Annotated in this window: 21 protein-coding genes; 7 read left to right on the top strand and 14 right to left on the bottom strand. The window is 61.0% G+C overall.

Annotation, left to right across the window (positions count from 1 at the left end):
* The first annotated feature begins 1,422 nt into the window (after positions 1–1,422).
* Positions 1,423–2,532 carry a GGDEF domain-containing protein gene (locus QMA15_RS30550; RefSeq protein WP_290288400.1) on the top strand — a complete coding sequence of 370 codons (1,110 nt, stop codon included), beginning with the start codon at positions 1,423–1,425 and terminating at the stop codon, positions 2,530–2,532.
* A gap of 566 nt (positions 2,533–3,098) precedes the next feature.
* Here QMA15_RS30550 and QMA15_RS32885 read toward each other — a convergent pair.
* Positions 3,099–3,503, bottom strand: coding sequence for an SUMF1/EgtB/PvdO family nonheme iron enzyme (locus tag QMA15_RS32885; RefSeq protein WP_356702890.1), 405 nt, complete (start codon positions 3,501–3,503; stop codon positions 3,099–3,101).
* A 582-nt stretch (positions 3,504–4,085) separates the two neighbouring features.
* On the opposite strand from QMA15_RS32885, the gene QMA15_RS30555 reads away from it, so the two are divergent.
* The 6 genes from QMA15_RS30555 to QMA15_RS30580 all read left to right on the top strand — a co-directional run bounded on the left by QMA15_RS30555 (position 4,086) and on the right by QMA15_RS30580 (position 7,071).
* Complete coding sequence (locus QMA15_RS30555; protein ID WP_290288401.1) at positions 4,086–4,496, top strand: VOC family protein; 411 nt, start codon at positions 4,086–4,088, stop codon at positions 4,494–4,496.
* Positions 4,497–5,097: 601 nt separating this feature from the next.
* Positions 5,098–5,535 (top strand): helix-turn-helix domain-containing protein, encoded by a 438-nt coding sequence (locus tag QMA15_RS30560; protein WP_290288403.1) that lies wholly within the window; start codon positions 5,098–5,100, stop codon positions 5,533–5,535.
* 1 nt (position 5,536) lies between these two features.
* On the top strand, positions 5,537–5,851 hold the full coding sequence (locus tag QMA15_RS30565; RefSeq protein WP_290288405.1) for a hypothetical protein: 315 nt from the start codon (positions 5,537–5,539) through the stop codon (positions 5,849–5,851).
* Positions 5,852–5,854: 3 nt separating this feature from the next.
* The gene (locus QMA15_RS30570; protein WP_290288407.1) at positions 5,855–6,046 is read left to right on the top strand and encodes a hypothetical protein; all 192 of its coding nucleotides are present in this window, start codon (positions 5,855–5,857) and stop codon (positions 6,044–6,046) included.
* 51 nt (positions 6,047–6,097) lie between these two features.
* A complete protein-coding gene (locus QMA15_RS30575; protein ID WP_290288410.1) occupies positions 6,098–6,451 on the top strand; it encodes a RidA family protein in 354 nt (117 codons plus the stop codon).
* 83 nt (positions 6,452–6,534) lie between these two features.
* Positions 6,535–7,071 carry a MarR family transcriptional regulator gene (locus QMA15_RS30580; protein WP_290288412.1) on the top strand — a complete coding sequence of 179 codons (537 nt, stop codon included), beginning with the start codon at positions 6,535–6,537 and terminating at the stop codon, positions 7,069–7,071.
* Positions 7,072–7,161: 90 nt separating this feature from the next.
* Here the strand turns inward: QMA15_RS30580 and QMA15_RS30585 are convergent, their stop codons facing one another.
* The 13 genes from QMA15_RS30585 to QMA15_RS30645 form a co-directional block, all read right to left on the bottom strand.
* On the bottom strand, positions 7,162–8,211 hold the full coding sequence (locus QMA15_RS30585) for an aromatic ring-hydroxylating dioxygenase subunit alpha (protein ID WP_290288414.1): 1,050 nt from the start codon (positions 8,209–8,211) through the stop codon (positions 7,162–7,164).
* Complete coding sequence (locus QMA15_RS30590; protein WP_290288416.1) at positions 8,211–8,429, bottom strand: recombinase-like helix-turn-helix domain-containing protein; 219 nt, start codon at positions 8,427–8,429, stop codon at positions 8,211–8,213. The genes QMA15_RS30585 and QMA15_RS30590 overlap by 1 nt, the downstream gene beginning before the upstream one ends.
* Positions 8,430–8,439: 10 nt before the next feature.
* Positions 8,440–9,387: a PDR/VanB family oxidoreductase gene (locus QMA15_RS30595; RefSeq protein ID WP_290288419.1), complete on the bottom strand. Its 948-nt coding sequence runs from the start codon at positions 9,385–9,387 to the stop codon at positions 8,440–8,442.
* Between the two features lie 78 nt (positions 9,388–9,465).
* A complete protein-coding gene (locus QMA15_RS30600) occupies positions 9,466–10,605 on the bottom strand; it encodes an FAD-dependent monooxygenase (RefSeq protein WP_290288421.1) in 1,140 nt (379 codons plus the stop codon).
* A 4-nt stretch (positions 10,606–10,609) separates the two neighbouring features.
* On the bottom strand, positions 10,610–12,247 hold the full coding sequence (locus QMA15_RS30605) for a thiamine pyrophosphate-binding protein (RefSeq protein WP_290288423.1): 1,638 nt from the start codon (positions 12,245–12,247) through the stop codon (positions 10,610–10,612).
* 10 nt (positions 12,248–12,257) lie between these two features.
* Positions 12,258–13,040 carry an SDR family oxidoreductase gene (locus tag QMA15_RS30610; protein WP_290288426.1) on the bottom strand — a complete coding sequence of 261 codons (783 nt, stop codon included), beginning with the start codon at positions 13,038–13,040 and terminating at the stop codon, positions 12,258–12,260.
* A gap of 41 nt (positions 13,041–13,081) precedes the next feature.
* A complete protein-coding gene (locus QMA15_RS30615; RefSeq protein WP_290288428.1) occupies positions 13,082–13,831 on the bottom strand; it encodes a 3-oxoacyl-ACP reductase family protein in 750 nt (249 codons plus the stop codon).
* The gene (locus QMA15_RS30620) at positions 13,831–14,331 is read right to left on the bottom strand and encodes a cupin domain-containing protein (RefSeq protein WP_290288430.1); all 501 of its coding nucleotides are present in this window, start codon (positions 14,329–14,331) and stop codon (positions 13,831–13,833) included. Before QMA15_RS30620 ends, QMA15_RS30615 begins: the two co-directional genes overlap by 1 nt.
* A gap of 74 nt (positions 14,332–14,405) precedes the next feature.
* The gene (locus QMA15_RS30625) at positions 14,406–15,209 is read right to left on the bottom strand and encodes an alpha/beta hydrolase (RefSeq protein WP_290288433.1); all 804 of its coding nucleotides are present in this window, start codon (positions 15,207–15,209) and stop codon (positions 14,406–14,408) included.
* Positions 15,206–15,997 (bottom strand): aspartate dehydrogenase domain-containing protein, encoded by a 792-nt coding sequence (locus QMA15_RS30630; RefSeq protein WP_290288436.1) that lies wholly within the window; start codon positions 15,995–15,997, stop codon positions 15,206–15,208. The genes QMA15_RS30625 and QMA15_RS30630 overlap by 4 nt, the downstream gene beginning before the upstream one ends.
* A complete protein-coding gene (locus QMA15_RS30635; RefSeq protein WP_290288438.1) occupies positions 15,994–16,935 on the bottom strand; it encodes a VOC family protein in 942 nt (313 codons plus the stop codon). Before QMA15_RS30635 ends, QMA15_RS30630 begins: the two co-directional genes overlap by 4 nt.
* Before the next feature lie 108 nt (positions 16,936–17,043).
* On the bottom strand, positions 17,044–18,528 hold the full coding sequence (locus QMA15_RS30640; RefSeq protein WP_290288441.1) for an aldehyde dehydrogenase: 1,485 nt from the start codon (positions 18,526–18,528) through the stop codon (positions 17,044–17,046).
* Positions 18,525–19,895: an MFS transporter gene (locus QMA15_RS30645; protein WP_290288442.1), complete on the bottom strand. Its 1,371-nt coding sequence runs from the start codon at positions 19,893–19,895 to the stop codon at positions 18,525–18,527. The genes QMA15_RS30640 and QMA15_RS30645 overlap by 4 nt, the downstream gene beginning before the upstream one ends.
* Positions 19,896–19,977: the final 82 nt, after the last annotated feature.

The raw sequence follows: 19,977 nt of genomic DNA on the forward strand, positions 1-19,977 counted from the left end.
CCGTAGCCTGAAGTCAAATATGACGACTCCACGAAACTCGGGGTACATCAAAGTCTCCGGACACTCCGGTGCGATTCACGCGTGACCGCGTCCGTATAAAAGATCAAGGTCGGCAAGATCGTTCCACCACAGATCTGCGCCTTCGAAGCTATACACCCGGTTGGAATGGTGTTGGATAAAGACCGATTCTTCGCGAGCGGCCAAGTCCGGCTCTAGTAGCCGTTTTACTGCGTGCATGCTGACATCAAATCTGCCTATGGCTTTGTCGCTGTTCGTCCCTGGCCACAACATGTCGATGAACTGCTCAGCAGAGCAAGGTCGGCCAGGGTTCAGAAGGAACCACAGGAGAATCTGTAGTCCCTTCTTGCGGCTTGAATCCATCTCAATTCGCTTTTCAGCACGAAAGATTCGAAGATTTCCCAAAAGGTAGACCCTGTAGGGTGCCTCTTGCTCAAGTGTTCTTCGTGTTCGTCGAACTATGCTGCTGCTCGAATACCACATTCACCCCCGAGAATGACCCTGGTTGCTGAATTCTACTGTCAATCAGAGCTTCTGAGAAGACACGTCCGTTCGGGTGTGGCAGAGGGAGCGCCTCAGAGTTGAACCTCGGGTCCGAACATCGGGCAATTTTGGAGCTCTCGAAAAACCGGAAGGCAAAATCAACGTGCACCAGGGGACGATGCGGTCGGTGCTTCGCGAGCGTCGAATACCTGGATGGCAAGGCCGCCGTCTGGCACAGCTGTGAACACCTCGGGATGACCAATTCCCCGGCCTAAGACACGCAGATCGAACTTCTCAAAGAGGTTGACGGCTTCAGGGGCCGCTGATCCTCTGCCTGGCACCAAACTCGCCGCCGACCGTTCACCCGCGCCGCATGCTACGTAGGCCCACTGCCCCAACCACAGAGTGAAGTCGAGGCTGTCGCGGGACCTCACGAATCAGCTATACCGGTGGCATCGCTCAAGCAAACATCAAAGTAGCCAAGTGATCGCTAAAGAAACATGCCCGCGACAGAAATCAGATCGTAAGCCAGCCTGTGAAGGAAGGGTCGGTTCCAGCGTGCGCTATTTTTGATACAAGCACTGTGCACGCACACTAATGGACCCCAAAGCCGCAGTTTCAAGCTTCTTCTACTCGCTTCTGGCGAGCATCTCTGAGCCCCGGGCCAGTCCACAGGCATGGCTCCAACACGCATCGGATCTCATCTACGTGAAGCCATCTGTATGCTAACCATGGATTAGCTACTGGGGGGTAGATGGAGCAACTCTTGCGCCCCTGGCCAGTGCCATCCATATCCCTGGTGTGGGGATCACCGGCATCGACCTAGTTATCATTGCAAGGGTGGGGGACGGAGAGGAGTCAGTTCACGATGAGCAGTGCAAACCGTCGCTATCGAATGCTGAAGCGCTCATGATATCGCAGATGAAGTCCATGAGGACGCTGACCCGCGAGTGGCTGCTCCTTCCCGACCAGTACGACCGATTCACTCGCTATCTCCGCGACAACGGCCTCACGACCGCCAACCGGCTATTACTTGGCATCATTGTGATCGTGATGGGCGTGTGCGCACTACTCAACAGGTTCAGCCCGGCCGGTCCGACAAGCAAGATTGCCCTGTTATTCAACACTGTTGTCGTGATCTCGTGCTTCATGGTCGGAGTCTCATGGTGGGTCTTCGGCCCGACAAAGCGCCGCTCGTTCGGCTTTGTCTTCTTTTGTGACGTTGCGGTCTCGATCGCCATTCTCGGCGACTCGGCGCCGCTCGGACGTCTGCTCAGCTCAGTCATCTACGTGTTGATGGGTATCTACATCGCCTATTTTCACAATCCGAAGTTGCAGATCGCACACCTGACCTTCTCGGTTGTGATGATCGTGGTGGCTGCGCAGCCGATCCTCTTCGGGCCGGAGCGAGATCCAGCGCTCGGTGTCTCGAGAGTGCTGGTTGTCGTCACCGCACTCCTGATCTGTGCGTACATCTCGCAGACCGTGCTGACGATGCTCAGCGTGGACGCGTCCAGCTCCGACCTCGATCCCCTCACCGGGCTGCTTAACCGTCGTGGCCTCGATCGCCACGTCGAGAAGGTGCTCGCGGAGTTTCAGCGTCAGCAATCGGCAGCGCTACTCGTGATCGCGATCGACATCGACCGGTTCAAGACGATCAATGACGTCCACGGTCACGACGTCGGTGACCGCATAATCTTTCGGGTGGCACATCGGTTATCCGCCTGGGCACACGCCGATGCTGTCGTCGCGCGGGTCGGTGGCGACGAATTCATCCTCGTTCAAAGACTTTCTGTGCCGGCCATCGGCCCGATGCTCGACTCGATCGGACCGGCAATGCACTCGAATACCGACGAGATACCGTCGACGTCGAGCATCGGAATCGCCGTGCGTACCCACAAATTCGCCGCCGGAGAAGACCGCGCAGCAGCGCTCACGGACATGCAGAAAGTCGCCGATTCGGCGATGTACGAAAGCAAGAGACTCGGCGGCGGACGCATTCACACGATCGTCACCACCGCGAACAGGTAACAGCACGCGAAAGGGGCCCGGAGGCCTGACCGCACGCGCGGTGGCGGTTGCGATGATGGAAGTGGCGAACCAGGTCTTCTTCGCGACTGACCCCAGAAGTAACGCTGTAGGCAGATGGAAGGGTGAACCTGTCCTGCGTATCGGGAACAGCTGCGGGCACTGGTCCAGTCGCGGTGCAGCATTGCGTTGTCGCGAACGATGGCGGAGGCAGGGAACGTAGGTCGGTGCTGCTATGGCGACTCTGAAATTGTTGGCACTCTGACGAACCCCCTGCAAAAGTACATTTCGGTCATAGCCAGATTCCGGCGAAGGTGCCGATCATGTGTCCGGGCCGTGCGCCGGCGGTGTCTGCTGAAAATCGAACCCGTTGGGCGCAAACGTATCTGCCGGTGCGGTTCCGGCACATCCGTCGGCGCATGTGTCCTCGCGCGGAAATTTTCTTTCTCAGATGGTGCATCGGTGAACACCGTTCGGTGTCAGTTCGTCTCCTCACGTGTTTCGGCTTGTTCGAGGCAGCCTCTGGCCGCGTACTCCCGTTCGGTGTCGGTGGGCAGTCGTGTTCCTCCCTAATTGCAGTATGCGAGGGCGTTATTCCACGAGACATGGACTATCGGGTGATTGTCTCCACCGGAGATGTCACTACCAGTCCCTTCGGCCGTCTTTCTAGGATGCTCCTGAAACTCCCCACCGCCACTAGGGGTCCGCTCAGATCGTCGTGCCCTGCGGCGGAGCGCTGTGGGCAGAAATTCCGCGAACACGTAGGACCATCCGAACTGTTCTGCGTCGGTAACGTACTGGGGCTCAGATACGAATGCGACGAAGTCAGCGTTGGTTACTGCACGGATGTCGACGGGGCGCGCCCAGCCGGGCCCGCATGGATCAGTCTCGAGCGGGTGCTTCCGGGATATTTGGAGTCGGTATCTGTGCCGTCGGGTTGATGGCCATGGTAGAAGCCAGGTTTTGTATACCACGTGGATGGTTCACCGGTTTGGGTAGGTGGCCGGTTGGGGCGGTACGCTGTAGTTCCAAAAATGTGAAGGCGGTTCTTCGGTGGATAACGTGCTGGTGAGGTTCGACGGGTCCGGGGTGGTGTCGGCTGAGATTGCCTGCGCGGCATTGCAACCTGTCCTCGACAGCGTGTATCACCGGTATTGCTGGCGGCCGCTGCCGGTCGTAGAGAAGGCGCTTCGGTACGTGGGGCGGGGTGCTTTCTCGCGAGACCGGATCGAAATGTTCGCCGGTCATATTTCTGCTGGTGAGAGGCCGGTGTTGACGAGCAAGGAGAACGGTGTCAATCGGATGCGGCTCGGTAGACGATCTGGTCTGCGCTGGCAGTGACACGTCGTCGGACCGGCGCGTTGAGGAAACTCGAAAGTGTTTCCTGGACAACATCACTCACAGGGTGTCGCATTCAAAGTTTTCGCAGAGGCGTTTCCGTTACCTTGGGGCTTAGGCTGTACTGATGGGAACACCGCGCGAAGGTGGGGAGAGCCGGATCGTCGAGTCGAGGGGCGGAGGTCTGCGGTGCGGTGCCTTGCCTGCGGATACGCCGGATGATGGTCGATGCGGCTGATCATCGTCAACTTGCCGAGTTCTATCGGCGCCTTCTGACTGCGCGGTACGAACCGGGTAGCGAACCCGGCCAGGACGTCGAGCCTCGATTCATCGATCTGGTCGAGCCGGCGACGGGCGCCCGGTTGGGTTTTCAGGTCAGTGAGAACTATCGGCAGCCGGATTGGCCGGATCACCGCAGGGTGCCGACGCAGGGGCACCTCGATATCATTGTTCTCAGTGGCGATTTCGATCGGGGGATCGAGATCGCCGTTTCTCTGGGTGCTTGTGTGGTCAGCGCTGTGGGGCGCGATGAGGGGATCGTTGTTCTCCTCGATCCTGAGGGTCATCCTTTCTGTTTCCTGACCCCCGCCGTGCCCGATGGGCCCACCGGCGACTCTGAGGTGCGTTGACTGCGAGTCCGGCCGCGGTAGATCGGAGCGCTCTGTGGGTGTGCCCGATGTGTAGACCGAAGAGTCAGCCGTGGGCCGTCAGCTCGTTGTCGTGAGCGAAAACCAATCTTCCTCGGTCGAGACGGCCGCGGAGGCGAGTGTGATCACCATCAATGCTTGGCCGAGCCGTCCGTCGGATCACCGCATCGCTCCCGGGGCTCGCCGATGCGTGCGCCGACTTCCATTCTGCGCGTACCGGAGGTGTCGGTACCGGTTCGCCATCTATGGTGCTGCTCCTGTGGGCGACGGGTGGCCTGTTGTCCGAGACGCAGACGCGTGCAAGGTAGTTCGCGTTGAAAGGAATGGGGCGGACGCAGACTCGTGAGGTCGTCTCCCGTGTACGTGGGGCATGGGTGATGGAAACGCGTAGAAACCTGGCGGTGTGCAAATGCTGGTGCTGTCAGGAAATCGTTGTGTGGGTCTGGTTGATGCCGCTCTCGCGCGGTAAACAGGTGTGCTGGCGCATCTCGTGCGTTGCCGTCAGCATGTCTCCTACGTTGCGTTTGTTTCGATTATTCCGTACATTTCGTTTATGGGAGTCTTGTGTGTAGGAGGCAGCGTCATGTCCGTTGGCAAACAGCCCAGTGTCATTCAGCAGGAACAGGCCCGTCAGGCACTGCAGGTGCTGCGAGGTGTCGATCCCGATGTGGGGGAAACCCTCGACGTGAAGGTTGCGGGCGCTGCAGAGTCAGTGCATCTCCCTCGGGCGGCATTCGAGTTGATTCGAGACGTGTTGGCGAACATGGCTGCCGGCCAAGGTGTCACGGTCGTCCCGGCGCATGCGGAGTTGACCACGCAGCAGGCTGCACAGATGCTCAATGTCTCTCGCCCCCATGTCATCAAGCTGCTCGACGAAGGGCGCATCGAGTTTCGGTTGGTGGGCCGTCATCGCCGGATCCTCGCATCGTCACTGATTGCCTATCGACGCTCTCAGCTCAGCGGAGCGCGCAATGCCGCCGACGAGTTGGCAGCGCTCACGGAAGATCTCGGGCTGTACTGACGTGACCTTCACTGTGCTGTACCCCAATGTTTTACGAGATGTATTGATCCGGTTCGCGCAGACCGGCCTTGTCCACGCCCGATGGACGGATCGCATTCTCGACGAGACTTTCGGAAACTTGGCACGGGACCGCCCGGACATCCCCACCGCGAAGCTGGACAAGTTGCGGGAGTTGATGAATGCCGCGGTTCCGGACTGCTTGGTTACCGGCTACGAGAAACTGATCCCCGCACTGAAATGGTACACGGAGCCCGTGCGCGGTGATGCCGAGGCCGCGGAACCACGAGCCGACCACCACGCCGAGGGTGATGAATGAGGAGTGCATCGTCTGCACGATCGAACCGGTGTTCCCTGCCCGTTGGACGCCGTTGATCGAGTTTCGGCGTTGCCGGGTTATCGCGTGCAGATCTTCGTCGACGCTCTGTTCGTTTCGCTGGATGCCCTGGATCCACGGTGCAGCGCCAGCTTCCACGCGATGTGGTGGATTACGGAATCACTTCATTTACCTTAGCGCTAAGGTATGGTTGAACCGACTACCCCTACTACGAAAGCGGACTATTCGATGACCAGTTCACCGCAGCATCCGTACAGCCCTGCAGTGCTTGCGGGCGGCCTCGCGTTCGTCTCCGGCGCACTCTCGATCGACAGTGACGGCGACGCAGTCCCTGGACGTATGCCGGCACTCGATGCCGCTATCGACCGGATGTGTGAGCGACTGGCGTCTGTTGGAGGTGAACTAAGTGAAGTCGTCAAGCTCACTTACTTCGTCACCGACATAACACTTCGCCACGAGGCGAACCAGCAGTTTGAGCGCCTTTTCGCTGAACCTCGCCCGGCGCGAACTTTTCTCGAAGTCAGTAATCTCCCGTATGGGGCCACCGTCGAGATCGATGCGGTGGCAAGACCGCACGCGTGATGTCACCACGAGACGGCGTCACCGAGTAATCTGAAAACGTCTTGGCCCTCAAATATTGCAAGGTGAGCAAAGGTGGAGCGACCGTGAGCGACACATTCGAACCCGATGCGGTGGACGACATCATCCGTCAATGGTCGCGTCAATGGCCGGAATTGGACGTGTCGGCAATTCACATTTTCGGTCGAATGCACCGCAGTTACCTGCGATACCAGGCATCGATTGCCGCGGTATTCGACAAACACGGGATCAATATCGCTTCGTTCGACGTACTGGCCGCATTGCGTAGATCCGGCCCGCCGTACCAGATGACGTCCGGTCAACTCGCCGAGATGTCACTGGTCACGACGGGCGGGGTCACGCTCCGTGTCGACCGCCTGGAGCAGGCGGGCCTGGTGGAACGAGAACGCGACTCCACCGACCGGCGTGTGGTGTACGCGCGCTTGACCGCGAAAGGCAAAGCGGTTTTCGACGCCGCAGCGAAAGAGCATTTCGAGAATGAAAACCATATGCTCGCAGGATTGAGCGCTCAGGACCGGAACGCGATGGCGGACCTGTTCCGCAAGCTCGAGCGTTCGATCGTCGCAAGCGAAACCGATTCGGACTCCATCGAATCCGCGTAACGTTTTTCCGGAAATCGAAATCTACCGCCAGACACGATGTGCGCGTACACGGACTCATTGGTCCCTGTACGCGCACATTGGTGTTCTCGGTCAGCGAGCTCCCGCTCCGACACGCTGAGCCTGCGCTGACGCCTGCTGGTCGGCCTGAGCCCGGTACAACCGACGGAGCCTGATCACACCCAGATCATGCTGGTACAGATTCTCGGCTTGATCCGCGTCCGGTGCCATCCCCTCGAGCATGACCCGATCCTGTTCCAACACCACCCAGTGGCGCTCCTCGAGCGTGACACGGTAGAGGAAGCGCCACACATCGCGCTCCCAGCCGGCGACTCGTCGATAGCGCCAGAAAAAGACAGCGGTCGTTTCGGCGTCGATAGGTGTTCCCATACCGACGATGCCAAAAGGCCCACCCGGACCAGCCGTTGGGGGATAGGGGATTTCGAGATCCACCCAGTCGGCACCGGTGCGACAAAACTCGACCCAGTCGAAGTTGACACCGCGCTGGTCGGTCTTCTCGAAATAGAACCCCCGATCGGTCTCACGAATCCTGAATCGCGCGGACGTGTCTCCGCCGAACATGGAGTGTGATTCACGGTGTAGGAAGGCGCCGTGCATCGGATCGAGAAGGTTCTCGAGCGTGAATCGCCAGGGCGACTTCCACTCTGCGTAGCACAAGAAGGCAGACACCCCCTCGTCCGTCATAGGATCAGGTAGATCGAGGGGACCCGCAGGTGCGTTCGGGTCGCTTCCGAACCACGCCAGAACAGCGCCCGCGACTTCACGAACCGGAAGGCTGGTCACCAATGTCTTGCCTTCGAGGTTGCAGCCGGGCATGCCCGGCACGGACACCACCGTGCCGTCACCGTCGACCTGAACGCCGTGGTACTTGCACGCGATCCGATCGCCGAGATGTTGCCCATGCGAGAGCGGCGCCCCGCGATGCGGGCACCGGTCGGCCAACATCCGCAATGACCCGTCGCTCTGACGGAAGAGTAGCCAATCCTCACCCCAGCGGGTGATCCGCTGCATGCCGCCGCGTTCCACGAAATGCGAAGGGCAGATAGCATGCCACTGATCACGCATGCCGGTCGCAAAGATCTCGTCTCCGGTCAGTGCGCCCCGCTTGAGCACGTTTGCCATTACCGAGCCCCCATCCGAGCGATTTCGGCAGTGAAGACATCTGCCGTCCAGTGCTCCCCGTTCGGAGCCAGCATCCCGAGCTGATTCAATCCGTCCACCAGTCCGTCCAGATCATGCCTGCCGCTCCCGAACACTTCCTCGATCGCACCCGCGAGCTTGACCTCGTAGGGTGTGGGTGGCACTGAACACGCTTGGTGTTCAACAAGATAGAGACTCATCAGTTTTCTCCTACAGGTCGAGTACGAGTTCGTCGGTCCGAGCACGTGAAACGCAGATCATCATTGTTTTCCCGGAACTCTGCTCAGCCGCCGAGAGCACGGAGTCACGGTGGTCCGGTATACCCTCGAGCACCGGGGTTTCGCAGCTGCCGCACATACCTTCGCGGCAAGAATTGGAGACGTCGATGCCGGCATCTTCGAGCGTGTCCAGGATGCTGCGGTCCGGACTCGCCACCGCACTGATCCCCGAGCGCGAGCAGACCACTCGCACAGCTCGATCGCCGCCGGAATCGGCCGGGTCTGCAACTTTGGGTTTGAAGCGCTCGAGCTGGATCGCACCGTCGGGCCACTCCGCCCCATGGCTCTCGACTGCCTCCAGCAGTCCCTCGGGTCCGCAGGTGTACACAGCGGTTCCCGCACGCGGAACAGACAGAAGCTCAGTAAGATTCAGCCTTCCCGACTCGTCCTCACAGACGATCTCGACAGAGCCCTGAAACTCGGCGATTTCGTCGAGGAACGCCATTCCGCTCTTGGAACGACCGCCGTAGTGCAGTTCCCAACTCGCACCTCGACGAGAGACTTCGCGAATCATTGCCAAGATCGGGGTAATTCCGATACCACCTGCAATAAACAGGAAGTGTGGCGAATCGATCAGCTCGAAGTTGTTCCGTGGCTCGCTGACCGAAACCAACTGTCCCGGCCGCAGCATCTCGTGCACGTGTTCCGAGCCGCCGCGACTCGCCGGATCCCGCAACACCGCAATTCGGTACCCGGTCTTGTCGTCCGGATCACCGCACAGGGAGTACTGCCGAATCAACGTCGGACCAAGGTGAATATCGATGTGCGCTCCCGGAGTCCACGCTGCAAGCGCTGCGCCGTCCGATTTTTCCAATCGCACCGACATCACGTCTTGTGATTCCCAGCGCATCTGGCGAACCACCAACTCGGTTGTGTCCATCAACGATCCTCCTCGGCGCTGTAGTATCTCTTACCGCTTAATATTTTAGCGCTAAAGTGTGTCTTGTGCCATACTAGATCAGACCGAAAGTCCGATGGACGCGCCCCAGGCGTCGTAGCCGTACACCCAGTCGGCGTTCCCGCCCGTTTTCAGCCATTCATTCGAACGTGAACCACGCTGGATCTGCGCGGTACGCTCCCAGCGCGACTGCTGATATGCCGACAGCGCCGACGCAACATCAGAGACTCCGTCGAGGCACCGCGCCAGGACCACTGCATCCTCTATTGCCTGACCTGCACCCTGCGCCATGAACGGCATCATCGGATGGCAGGCATCGCCCAGAAGCGTGGCCACACCGTTCGTCCATGATTCCAACGGATCACGCACGTAGAGAGCAGATTTCAGAACTTCGTCGCACGCCGCCAGAATCGCCTGAGCATCAGGGTGAAAGTCTCGATACAGTTCCCGCAACTCCGCTGAACTACCCGGCGTGGTCCACGATTCCTCGAGCCACTCATCCTGCGGGCACGTTGCGAAGACGAACATGTCGCGGCCCCTGTTGAGCGGGAACATCACGATCTGAGTTTCCGGATCGGGGCCCCACCACTTGGTGAAGCAATCGAGATCCGCCGCCCCGGACAGTTTTTCCGTTGGAATCACCGCCCGAAAGGCGACAACACCCGTGAACGTCGGATGGTCGGCACCGAACATCGCTCTACGAACAGCGGAATGAATACCGTCCGCACCGACCAGTAGGTCCACCGAGGTCGACGTCCCGTCCGTGAACGCCAACGAGGTTGTGCCGCCAACTGAAAACTCGATGTTCTCGACCCGCTTACCCATGTGCAACGCACCGTCCGGTACGCGTGAGACGAGCGCCGACATGAGATCCGCACGATGCATGGTCAGCTGAGGTGCACCGAACTTCTCCTCGGCTTCCTCCGACATCGCCAAACGAGAGGTTTCCTCACCCGTGTCCCACATCCGGCTGATGCGAAATTGCGGGCGCGCAGCAGTTTTGCGCAGTTCGTCGCCGACACCGAGACCGTCGAGAGCCCGCACGGCATTGGGCGTCAGGTTGATGTCTGCACCCACTCGGGCAAACACCGATGTCTGCTCGAAAACCTCCGCTTCGATCCCGATTCGCTTAAACGCGATCGCGGCTGACAAGCCACCGATTCCCGCGCCGCAGATTCCGACAGTCGGATGTGTGCTCATATTCTCAGGCCCTTCCCGGCACAGTGACAGGAGGTGTGAACGGAGCCGGCATCGGGCCGTACGACGCGAGGTCGACCTCCACGATCACCGGCGCTTCGAAGCTCACCGCCTTCTTTATGATGCCGTGCGCTTCATCTGCGGATCGAATGACGAGGTGCGGAACATCGATGGACGCTGCAACAGCGGAAAAGTCCGGAGTGAACAGGTCAACCGCAAATTCGTCGGATCCGCTGCCCCGCTGCATGTTCCGCAGAACACCGTACCCGCCGTCGTTGAAGACCAACAACACCATCCACGGCTTCTCTTGCGCCATGGTCAGGATTTCACCGAAATGCACTGCCAGACCGCCGTCTCCGACCAACACCAGTGTCGGCCGAGTTTCATCGGCCAGTGCACCACCGATGGCCATACCAAGACCTTGCCCGATTCCTCCGCCCCGGGGGAAGATATTGCTGCGCGGGTCGAACATCGGCAGCAGACGGTTTCCCCAGGAGCTCGACGCGATAGTCACGTCGCGGGCGATAACCGATCCTTCGGGAAATGCTTCGCGTACAGCGTCACTGAGTACTGCGTGATCACCGAGTCCGGCGCGCTGCGTTGCCCGAACCTCGTCCCGAACGCTGCGAGCACGATCGGTCCATCCGTCTTCGACAGCGTCGCCGAGCGAATCGGCTTCCAGTATCGAGTTCACGAAGTGACCTACTTCACCGACCACAGCGGCGCTGACCGGGAACACGCGTCCAGGTGCAGCCGGATCGAGATCCACCTGCACGTGAGCTGCCGGAACGGCAATCGCGTAGTCGGCCGTCTCGTTGGACCGAAAGTGGGTGCCGAGGGAGATCAACAGGTCCGCGTCGGCGAGCAACGCGCGACCGGCTGGAGACGTGGCGTAGTTCCCCACGCACAACGGGTGATCCTCACGAACCGCGCCTCGCCCCGAATTGCTGGTGATCAGTGGCGCGCCGAGTCGCTCTGCCAACTCGGTGAGTTCCGTCCCGGCACGCGCCACGCCGCCGCCTGCCCAGATGACGGGGCGGCGTGCAGCCAGAATTGCCGCTCGCGCAGCCTCCACCTGATCTGCGTCGAGAATCGCCGGCGCGTCGACGGTCTGCTCGGCCACCTCGACGGTGTGAGCTGCGTACTGAAGGTCGATGGGCCACTCGACACTGACCGGTCCGCCAGGAACAGCGAGTGCGCGAGCAACGCTCTCGCGCAATACTTTTCCGGCACTGTCCGCGTTGAGAATGGTCTCGGCAGACATACTCACCGCCCGCAGCATGGCCAGCTGGTCTTTGGTCTCGTGGATGAACCCACGGCCCGAGCCGAGGTAGCGACTCTCCACCTGGCCGGTGATGTGCAGTACCGACGTTCCGGCACTGAGCGATTCAATCAACGAACCCGCAGCGTTGCCCGCTCCGGTGCCGGTACTCGTCAACGCACACCCGAGTCCACCGGTTGCCCGGGCATACCCGTCAGCGGCACTGACTGCGGTCGCTTCGTGGCGGACCGGGACGAACCGCAATTCGCGGCACACTGCCTCCACCAACGGAAGGTTGTGCACACTCACGATGCCGAACACCGTGTCCACACCAGCTTCACGGAGCACCTGCACCAGCAGGTCTCCACCGTTCTTTTCACTCATTGCGGTCCTTTCAGACGTAACGTGCGACGCCGCCACAGACGTCGAGACTTGTACCCGTCACATACGACGAGCGCGGCGAAAGCAAGGTCACGATCATTGCGGCCACCTCTTCGGCGTGACCGAACCTTCCCAGACCGATCCCACGGTCGGCAGCGATATCCGTTTCCCATTCCGCGTAGGACTGCGAAGTACCCGACTCCTCGTAACGCCGACGCCATTGGCCGGTGTCGACGAGCCCGAGCGAGACGGAATTGACTCGAATCCCCTCGGGCGCAAGCTCTATCGAGAGCGACTTACTCAGGTTCAGCAGTCCTGCCCGGGCCGCACTCGTGGTGACGAGCCGCGGCTCGGGCTGACGTGCCAACACAGCACTGATGTTGACGATGGACCCGACGCCAGAGCGTCGGAGCAGGGGAAGGGTGGCATCGACGGTGTTGAGCACGCTGGAGAACTTGAGATCCAACTCGTCCTTCCAGTCCTCCAGTGTGGTCTCGCTGCGTGGCTTCATACGGCTGTTTCCGGCATTGTTGACGACGCCGTCGACACCACCGAACCTGGCTGCTGCCTGCTCGACCACAGCCGTCACGGATTTCGGATCACGCACGTCCGCAGCTACTCCGACAACTCGTTCACTCCCGGCCAACCCCTGTACGACGTCGCGCAACCGAACTTCGTCCCGAGCACAGGTGACAACGTTGGCACCCTCCTCGAGCAGCGCACGCACCGTAGCGAGCCCGACACCCGAACTGCCGCCGGTCACCAGATAGGTACGGCCGCACATCTGCATATCCATCGATCAAACCCTCTCGTGCACAATAGATCTCGCCGACCGTACTAATTGAGGACGAACCCGCCGTTGATCACCAACTGCTGACCGGTGATGTACGACGCCTCGTCCCCCATCAAGAACGCGACGGCGCCGACAAGATCCGACGGCTGCTGCGGCCTCGCCAACGCCCGGTTGAGCCGGTACAGCTCGTGCCGATGCTCGGGCACTTTCTCAGCCGATTCCGATTCGGTCAGTCCAGGCGAGACCGTGTTGACGGTGATCCCGTACGATCCGAGATCGCGTGACATTGCTCTGGTCAGGGCGCAGACGCCGCCTTTCGACGCGATGTAGTGCGCCAGTTTGGGCGAACCGTACAGAGCCGCATCGGATCCGATCGTGATCACCCGGCCGCTGCCGTTCTCGATCAAGGACGGGACCACTGCGCGGGAAACGAGGAATGTGCCACGAAGATTCACTCCGAGAATACGGTCCCACTCTTCGACGGAAAGCTCGTGAATCGCTTTGCCGCCCACCCCGTCCGCCAACGCAGCGTTGTTGACGAGTCCGTACAGCGGACCCTCCGCGGTGACGGTGGCTGCCATCTCTGCCACCGAAATCTCGTCACGGAGGTCGACCTGCACGAACCGCGCGTCCACACCGTCTGCACGCAATTTTTCCGCAGCCGGCTCGCCCCAGTCCGCGCGAATATCGGCGAGCCACAGGGTGGCACCGTCGGCACCGAGCCGGGCGGCAATGGCAAGGCCCAAGCCGCGCCCGGCGCCGGTGACGAGTATCGACCTTCCGTGAAGTGTCATCAGTCGCGAGTGATTCCGTGCATCGCGGACGTTTCCGGGTAGGTGGGAATCTGCGGCTTCTGAGCACCGATGATGACGCAGAACAGCGCGTTGGTATCACCGTTGTTCTTGAGGCTGCGCGGAACACCGGCCGGAACGACGATCATGTCGCGGTAGCCCAACGTGCGCTTCTCGACGACGCCGTCGCGGTGGATTCCAACTTCCACTTCGCCTTCCAGCACGAAGAATGCCTCTTCGACGTCGTGGTGCGTGTGCTCGGGGCCCTCCGCTCCAGGGGGGAGCAGCATGTTCGAGAAGGTGAATCCCCTCGAGGCAATGGTCCGGTTGTCGGACTCGTGGTTGCCGGTTGCCCCGGAACCCACGTAGCGAATCTGTGCGCGTTTGAACTGATCTCCGGCCTTGGCCTGAAATCCGAGAGTGTCCCAGTCCTCGTGACGGCTGTCCTTGGTCAGGATGAGGGAGTTCGTGTACGCCTCGAGCTCGGCGGTTTCGTAGTCCATGGTGGTCTCCTTTCGTCCGCACGGAACATGCGGAGTAGTTGTTCGGTTGGCAGAACAGAATGTGTTGGTGATGGTCAGTGATTGCGGAGTTGCTCGGCGATGAGGACGAACGAGTGAAACCAGGCGTTGAAGGCTTCTGGCCGTTCCTGATTCGCCAGATGCCCTGCGCCGTGGACCGTTACGATCACTGCGCCGCCGATTCCGCCCGCCAATTTCTGGCTGGCCGGCAGGCCGGTGATCGTGTCCTCGTCTCCGCACAAGACGAGGGTCGGTACCGTGATCCGGGCGAGGTCGGTAGTGTGGTCCGTTGCCGCCATCGACGCTGCGGCGGCGCTGTATCCGGCCAGTCGGATCGACCGCCCCATCAGATCCACCGCGCCGGCGACTTCGTCCGGAGTCGACTGCGCGGAAAGCAGTTTCGGAGCCCGAGCGCGAGCAAACTCCGCCGGACCGAGTTCGGTGAGATGGCCGACACGAGCCCGCATCGCCGCAGCGCTTTCCTCGCTCGCGGCGGAACCCACCGTCGAACTGCCGAGTGCCAGACTACGGACCAAGGCCGGATGCCGAAGCGCGACGCGAGTGGCAATGACACCACCCCACGACATTCCGAGTAGGTGCACACCTGCGTCCCCGCAGCGCTCGACGATGAGGGCAGCGACGATATCGGCGTAGTCGTCGAGGGTGTTCTCGCGATCCGGGTCAGCCGATCGGGCATACCCCGGTGCATCCCAGGCAAGCATTCTCAGCTCACCTGCCAGTTCGTCGAACTGAGGCGTGAAGGATTCCGAGCTGCCACCGATACCGTGCAGCATCATCACATTCGGTCCGTCGCCGGCATCACGAACATAGATCTTCTCAGTGGCAATGGTGGTCGTCATCCGATTACTCCGTGATGCCCCAGCAGCACTCCCAGCGTTCGCAGCACCGCGAACGGGACGATCGCGCTGGTTCTCGGGTTCTCCGGACTCGGCAGATTCTCGATGGTGAAGTGATAGTTCCCCACCGGGCCACGAGCAGTGACCTCGTGCCGAGTGAGCGCCGCCGAAGGATCAGCAACCGGCTTCACCTGAACCAGATCGCGGTCAGACACCGCGAGCGATACCGCCGTCGCCACGTTCAGCGAGCGCGGAAACAACCGCGATGCCTCCTCCGCACCGCCCTCGAACACAGTGAGCGCCGACACGGTCTCCACGATCTGGGCTGATCGCTGGTCCGACATCCAGGGCTGCACGAGCGAGGTGGGAAGTTTGGTCGTCTGTACTGTCACGGTGTCGAATCGCGCAGCGTCCGACGCTGCGCCCAGCAGATCCAGTCCACCGACAGCTCCTGTAGTGCACAACATCCGGCCCGGAAGCTTCCGCAATCGAGTTATAAAATCCGGATCGGCGAGCGCACCGGTAGACGAGATCACCAGGTCACGACCCGCACCGAGAACGGCCTCTGCATGCTCGAACACGACTGCCTGCCCGGCGCATTCGATCAGCACGTCACAGATCTCGATCGCCTTGGCCAGATCAGTTTGCGGGACAGTCGAATTCGCGACCACGCCGGTATCCACGATCGCGACGAGTTCGACACCGGTCAGAGCCCCCGCTAACAGCCGATTCGCAACGGTCCGCCCAATGCTTCCGTATCCGATCACGCCAGCTCTGACCACGGAACTCACGAGCTCACCGCACTGCGGGTCATCGCCGGAAAACGCTCGAAGGCACCCGGATCCGCGATGCCAGCCATACGTTCACGAACCTCGGCCGACGGCGGACCGGCGGTACCCCAGAGGTCGGACAGCTCGGGCACCCGACGCCACACCCGGCACAGCCAGCGGTCTTCGTCGACCTGCGCGATCCCGGACGTGTACTCACACACCAACCCGGCCGGATCACCGAAGTAGGAGAACGTGTTGTCGCCAGGGCCGTGTTTTCCTGGCCCCCACAACGGCAACACACCGTGGTGACGCAGCCGGCCGATGCCCCGCATGAAATTATCGACCGAGGACATCTCGTAGGCCACGTGGTTGACCGCGGTCCACTGCGCCTGATTGAACGCGATGCTGTGATGGTCGGTGTTGCAGCGCATGAACGCCATCTGGTGTTCGGACCAGTCCGACACGCGCATTCCGAGTACGTCACTGTAGAACTCGACGGCTGCGTCGATGTCGATGGTATTGAGTACGACGTGTGTGACCCCGGTGGGAACCGCGTCGCCGGTCTCGATCTCCGCCACGGCGAAGGTGTCGGCGAGCAGTTCGATGATCCGCCCCTCCGGGTCGACGAATTGCAGACCGTACCCGCCACCGACTGCGTCCACCGGACCGGGACCGGCGATCATCACGATCGCTCTCGCTTCGAGTCGCCTCGCCGCCTCGTCGATTTCGCGGGGAGTGCCGACCGCGAAGGTGATCCGCCCCAGTCCGTTACGGTCAGCAGCAGTGAGCTGCACGGCGTGGTGTTGATTTCCGGTACCTCGGAGCCAAGCGCGATCCTTTCCCGCTTCGACAACCCGGAGTCCCCACACTTCGGAGTAGAAATCCACGGAGTCTGCGCACGCCGTCGTGCGGAGCTCGACTGAACGCAGTGAGCGCAGTCGAGCAATCGGTTCAGTCATGCCCGCTCCTTTGGTTAATCATCGAAAATGAATTATATCTAAGTATCTTAGCGCTCAATTAGTCGCGCACAATAGTCCCGCACGAATTCCTCGTCGCGAGTCGATTTCTCAGTCAGCCCAGGGATTCGGCTGCTCGTCCAGTCCCCAGTAGATACTCTTCTGGCGCGAGTAGGCCGAGATGCCCGCACGGCCCTTTTCGACCCCCAAGCCGCTCTGTTTCACTCCGCCGAACGGAGTTGAGATGCTGAACTGCTTGTACGTGTTGATCCACACCGTGCCTGCCTGCAATAGTCTTGCCAGCGCCCACGCGCGTTTGTAGTCGCCGGTCCAGATTCCCGACGCCAGGCCGTAGACCGAGTCGTTGGCCTGTGCCACAAGATCCTCCTGATCACGGAACGGCAGCACGACGAGGACTGGGCCGAAGATCTCCTCCTGGCAGGCCTTCGCATCGTTGCTCAGTCCCGAAATGATCGTCGGCAGGTAATACGCGCCGTCCGCCAAGGCTGGATCCTGTGGGACGCACCCGCCGCACAGTACGGTGCCACCCTCCTGACGGGCGAGATCGACGTACTGCGCGACGGAATCCCGCTGGCGGTGGTGAACCATCGGCGCGACCTGTGTTTCCGACGCCCGCCCCGGACCGACGCGAAGCGAGCGGGTCTTGGCCACCAGCTTCTCGACGAAGTCGTCGTGAATCGACTCGTCCACGAACAACCTCGAACCCGCCACACAACTCTGGCCGGTCGAGGAGAAGATTCCGTAGGCAACACCGTTGACCGCCAGATCGACGTCCGCGTCGTCCAGAACTATCGTCGGCGACTTCCCCCCGAGCTCGAGCGAGATGGGCATGAGCTTCTCGGCCGCAATATGCGCGAGCGTGCGACCCGTCGTTGTACCGCCGGTAAATGTCACCTTTCCCACGCCGGGGTGACGGACGATGGCATCACCGATCACCGAACCGCGTCCGGGCAACACCGACAGCAGCCCCGCAGGCAAACCCGACTCGTCTATCAGGCGCGCCAGGGCCAACGACACCAGCGGGGTCCATTCGGCCGGTTTGAGGATGACGGCGTTACCGGCAGCGAGCGCGGGAGCGATCTTCTGGGCGTCGCTCGCGACAGGGGAGTTCCATGGCGCAATGGCGCCGATCACGCCGATCGGCTCGTGAATGCTCATCGTCAGGTAGTTGCCGCGCGGAGTGGTCAGGTCCTGGTCCGCGGTCTCGAGCACGGCGGCGAAGTACCGGAAGGTCCCTGCCGCACTGGCGACCAGTCCTCTGGTCTCGGTTAGCGACTTGCCCGTGTTGAAGCTCTGCAGTACCGCCAGTCTCTTGGAGTTGGTCTCCACGGCGTCGGCGATCCTGTGCAGATACCGTGCCCGGTTGTGGGGCAACATATTGCGCCACTGCGGATCCGACATCGCGGCCGTTCCGCGCAGTACTGCCTCGTCGACATCGTGCGTCACAGCATTGTCGACGGTCTGCAAGACGGTCCCGTCGCTCGGGTCGATCACCGAAGTCGTCGCGCCCGTACCGCGCTTCCAGATCCCGCCGAGGAAGATCTCGTTGGGAACAGCGTCGAATACCTCGCTCATCGTGAGATCTCCTCGAGTGTCTTCTGCTTGGTCTCCACTGCGAAGATCGCAACCACTGCCGCGCCGATCAGAGACACGACGCCGAACATCGTGAACAACACACTCAGCGAGCTGCCGTGGTCGAGAACGAAACCCACGACCAGCGGGCCGGCGACGATTCCGAGACGTCCGGCTGCGCCACCGAAGGCGCAACCCAATGCGCGCATCCTGGTCGGATACAGCTCGGCCGTGTAGACGTACAGGGCCATGTTGACCGCGAACACGAAGAGCGCCGAGCCTGCGGACCAGAACAGGACCTTGGTGGCGGTATCGGCACCGGTTGCCGCGAGCATGAACAGCATGGTGCTGCAGAGCACCATCGACGCCGAGATGCAGATGCGACGGCCGACGTTGTCGATCAGGAGCGCAACTATGACACAGCCGATCAGACCTGCCACCGAGGTCAGGATGCTGTAATGCAGCGCCGTGTCGACACTGACATCGAAGGACTTGCGGTAGAGGGTCGGCAGCCACGATGCGATGCCGTAGTTGACGAAGTACGCCGTTAGCCAGATCGTGGCCAACATCAGCGTTCGGCGGAGATAGACGCCCTGGAACAATTCGGCGAATCGAGCGCGCTGAACCTGCTGAGCAGCGCCCTCGATCGGTTGCGGCTCCGGAAGAGGCTTGCCGTACTTGACGCTCACCTCGTGCTCGATCTGCGTCATGGCACGTTCGGCGTCGTCCATCCGGCCACGTGATGCCAACCATCGAGGAGATTCCGGGAGTTGACGCAACAGCGGCAGCAGAACCACTGGAATGGCCCCGAGCGCGAACAACCACTTGTAACCGAAGTTCGGGACCATCCACGCAGACACAATTGCCGATGCGACCAGACCGATCGGGAAGATCACCTCGTACATCAACACAAAGCGTCCGCGGCCATGCGCCTTCGTGATTTCGCCGATGTAGCTGGCGGCCACCGGTACCTCCGCGCCGAGTCCGATGCCTTGGACGAACCGGAAGACCAGGAAGAGCAAGAGACTGTCCGTGAGTGCCATACCCAGGCTCATCACCGCATACAAGGCGAGCGAGAAGACGATGACATTGAGGCGACCGACACGATCGGCCAACCAGCCGCCGGCGAGCGCGCCGATCAGCATTCCGATACCGCCGATTGCAATGACCCAGGCGATGTCCGTCGCGCTGAGAGCCCACTTCGGCGCAAGCTGCGGAAGCGAATACGCAATCATCAACTGGTCGAATCCGTCGAAGAAGGTTACCGCGCCGACGATCACGCGAGCCTTCACATGCCACCTGCTCATCGGCAACCGCTCCAAGCGGGCGCTGATCAGTTCTGCAGCTCGCGCCGTGCTCTGCGAGGCCATTGTCATAGTTTCCTCCACCTAGGCCGAGTTTAGCTAAGCGCTAAACCACTTAGCGGTCAAATGTAATCCCAGGCACAGGCTA

Origin of the sequence: Rhodococcus sp. APC 3903 (assembly GCF_030407755.1) — a bacterium.
In the GTDB taxonomy this organism is placed as follows: domain Bacteria; phylum Actinomycetota; class Actinomycetes; order Mycobacteriales; family Mycobacteriaceae; genus Rhodococcus_F; species Rhodococcus_F erythropolis.

Coding starts and splice junctions, on each gene's coding strand:
- QMA15_RS30645 (WP_290288442.1), bottom strand. CDS start 19,895: ATGGCCTCGCAGAGCACGGCGCGAGCTGCAGAACTGATCAGCGCCCGC.
- QMA15_RS30585 (WP_290288414.1), bottom strand. CDS start 8,211: ATGGCAAACGTGCTCAAGCGGGGCGCACTGACCGGAGACGAGATCTTT.
- QMA15_RS30615 (WP_290288428.1), bottom strand. CDS start 13,831: ATGACACTTCACGGAAGGTCGATACTCGTCACCGGCGCCGGGCGCGGC.
- QMA15_RS30555 (WP_290288401.1), top strand. CDS start 4,086: ATGATGGTCGATGCGGCTGATCATCGTCAACTTGCCGAGTTCTATCGG.
- QMA15_RS30600 (WP_290288421.1), bottom strand. CDS start 10,605: ATGAGCACACATCCGACTGTCGGAATCTGCGGCGCGGGAATCGGTGGC.
- QMA15_RS30610 (WP_290288426.1), bottom strand. CDS start 13,040: ATGGATATGCAGATGTGCGGCCGTACCTATCTGGTGACCGGCGGCAGT.
- QMA15_RS30590 (WP_290288416.1), bottom strand. CDS start 8,429: ATGAGTCTCTATCTTGTTGAACACCAAGCGTGTTCAGTGCCACCCACA.
- QMA15_RS30635 (WP_290288438.1), bottom strand. CDS start 16,935: ATGACTGAACCGATTGCTCGACTGCGCTCACTGCGTTCAGTCGAGCTC.
- QMA15_RS30575 (WP_290288410.1), top strand. CDS start 6,098: ATGACCAGTTCACCGCAGCATCCGTACAGCCCTGCAGTGCTTGCGGGC.
- QMA15_RS30620 (WP_290288430.1), bottom strand. CDS start 14,331: ATGGACTACGAAACCGCCGAGCTCGAGGCGTACACGAACTCCCTCATC.
- QMA15_RS30625 (WP_290288433.1), bottom strand. CDS start 15,209: ATGACGACCACCATTGCCACTGAGAAGATCTATGTTCGTGATGCCGGC.
- QMA15_RS30595 (WP_290288419.1), bottom strand. CDS start 9,387: ATGGACACAACCGAGTTGGTGGTTCGCCAGATGCGCTGGGAATCACAA.
- QMA15_RS30605 (WP_290288423.1), bottom strand. CDS start 12,247: ATGAGTGAAAAGAACGGTGGAGACCTGCTGGTGCAGGTGCTCCGTGAA.
- QMA15_RS30550 (WP_290288400.1), top strand. CDS start 1,423: ATGAAGTCCATGAGGACGCTGACCCGCGAGTGGCTGCTCCTTCCCGAC.
- QMA15_RS30560 (WP_290288403.1), top strand. CDS start 5,098: ATGTCCGTTGGCAAACAGCCCAGTGTCATTCAGCAGGAACAGGCCCGT.
- QMA15_RS30640 (WP_290288441.1), bottom strand. CDS start 18,528: ATGAGCGAGGTATTCGACGCTGTTCCCAACGAGATCTTCCTCGGCGGG.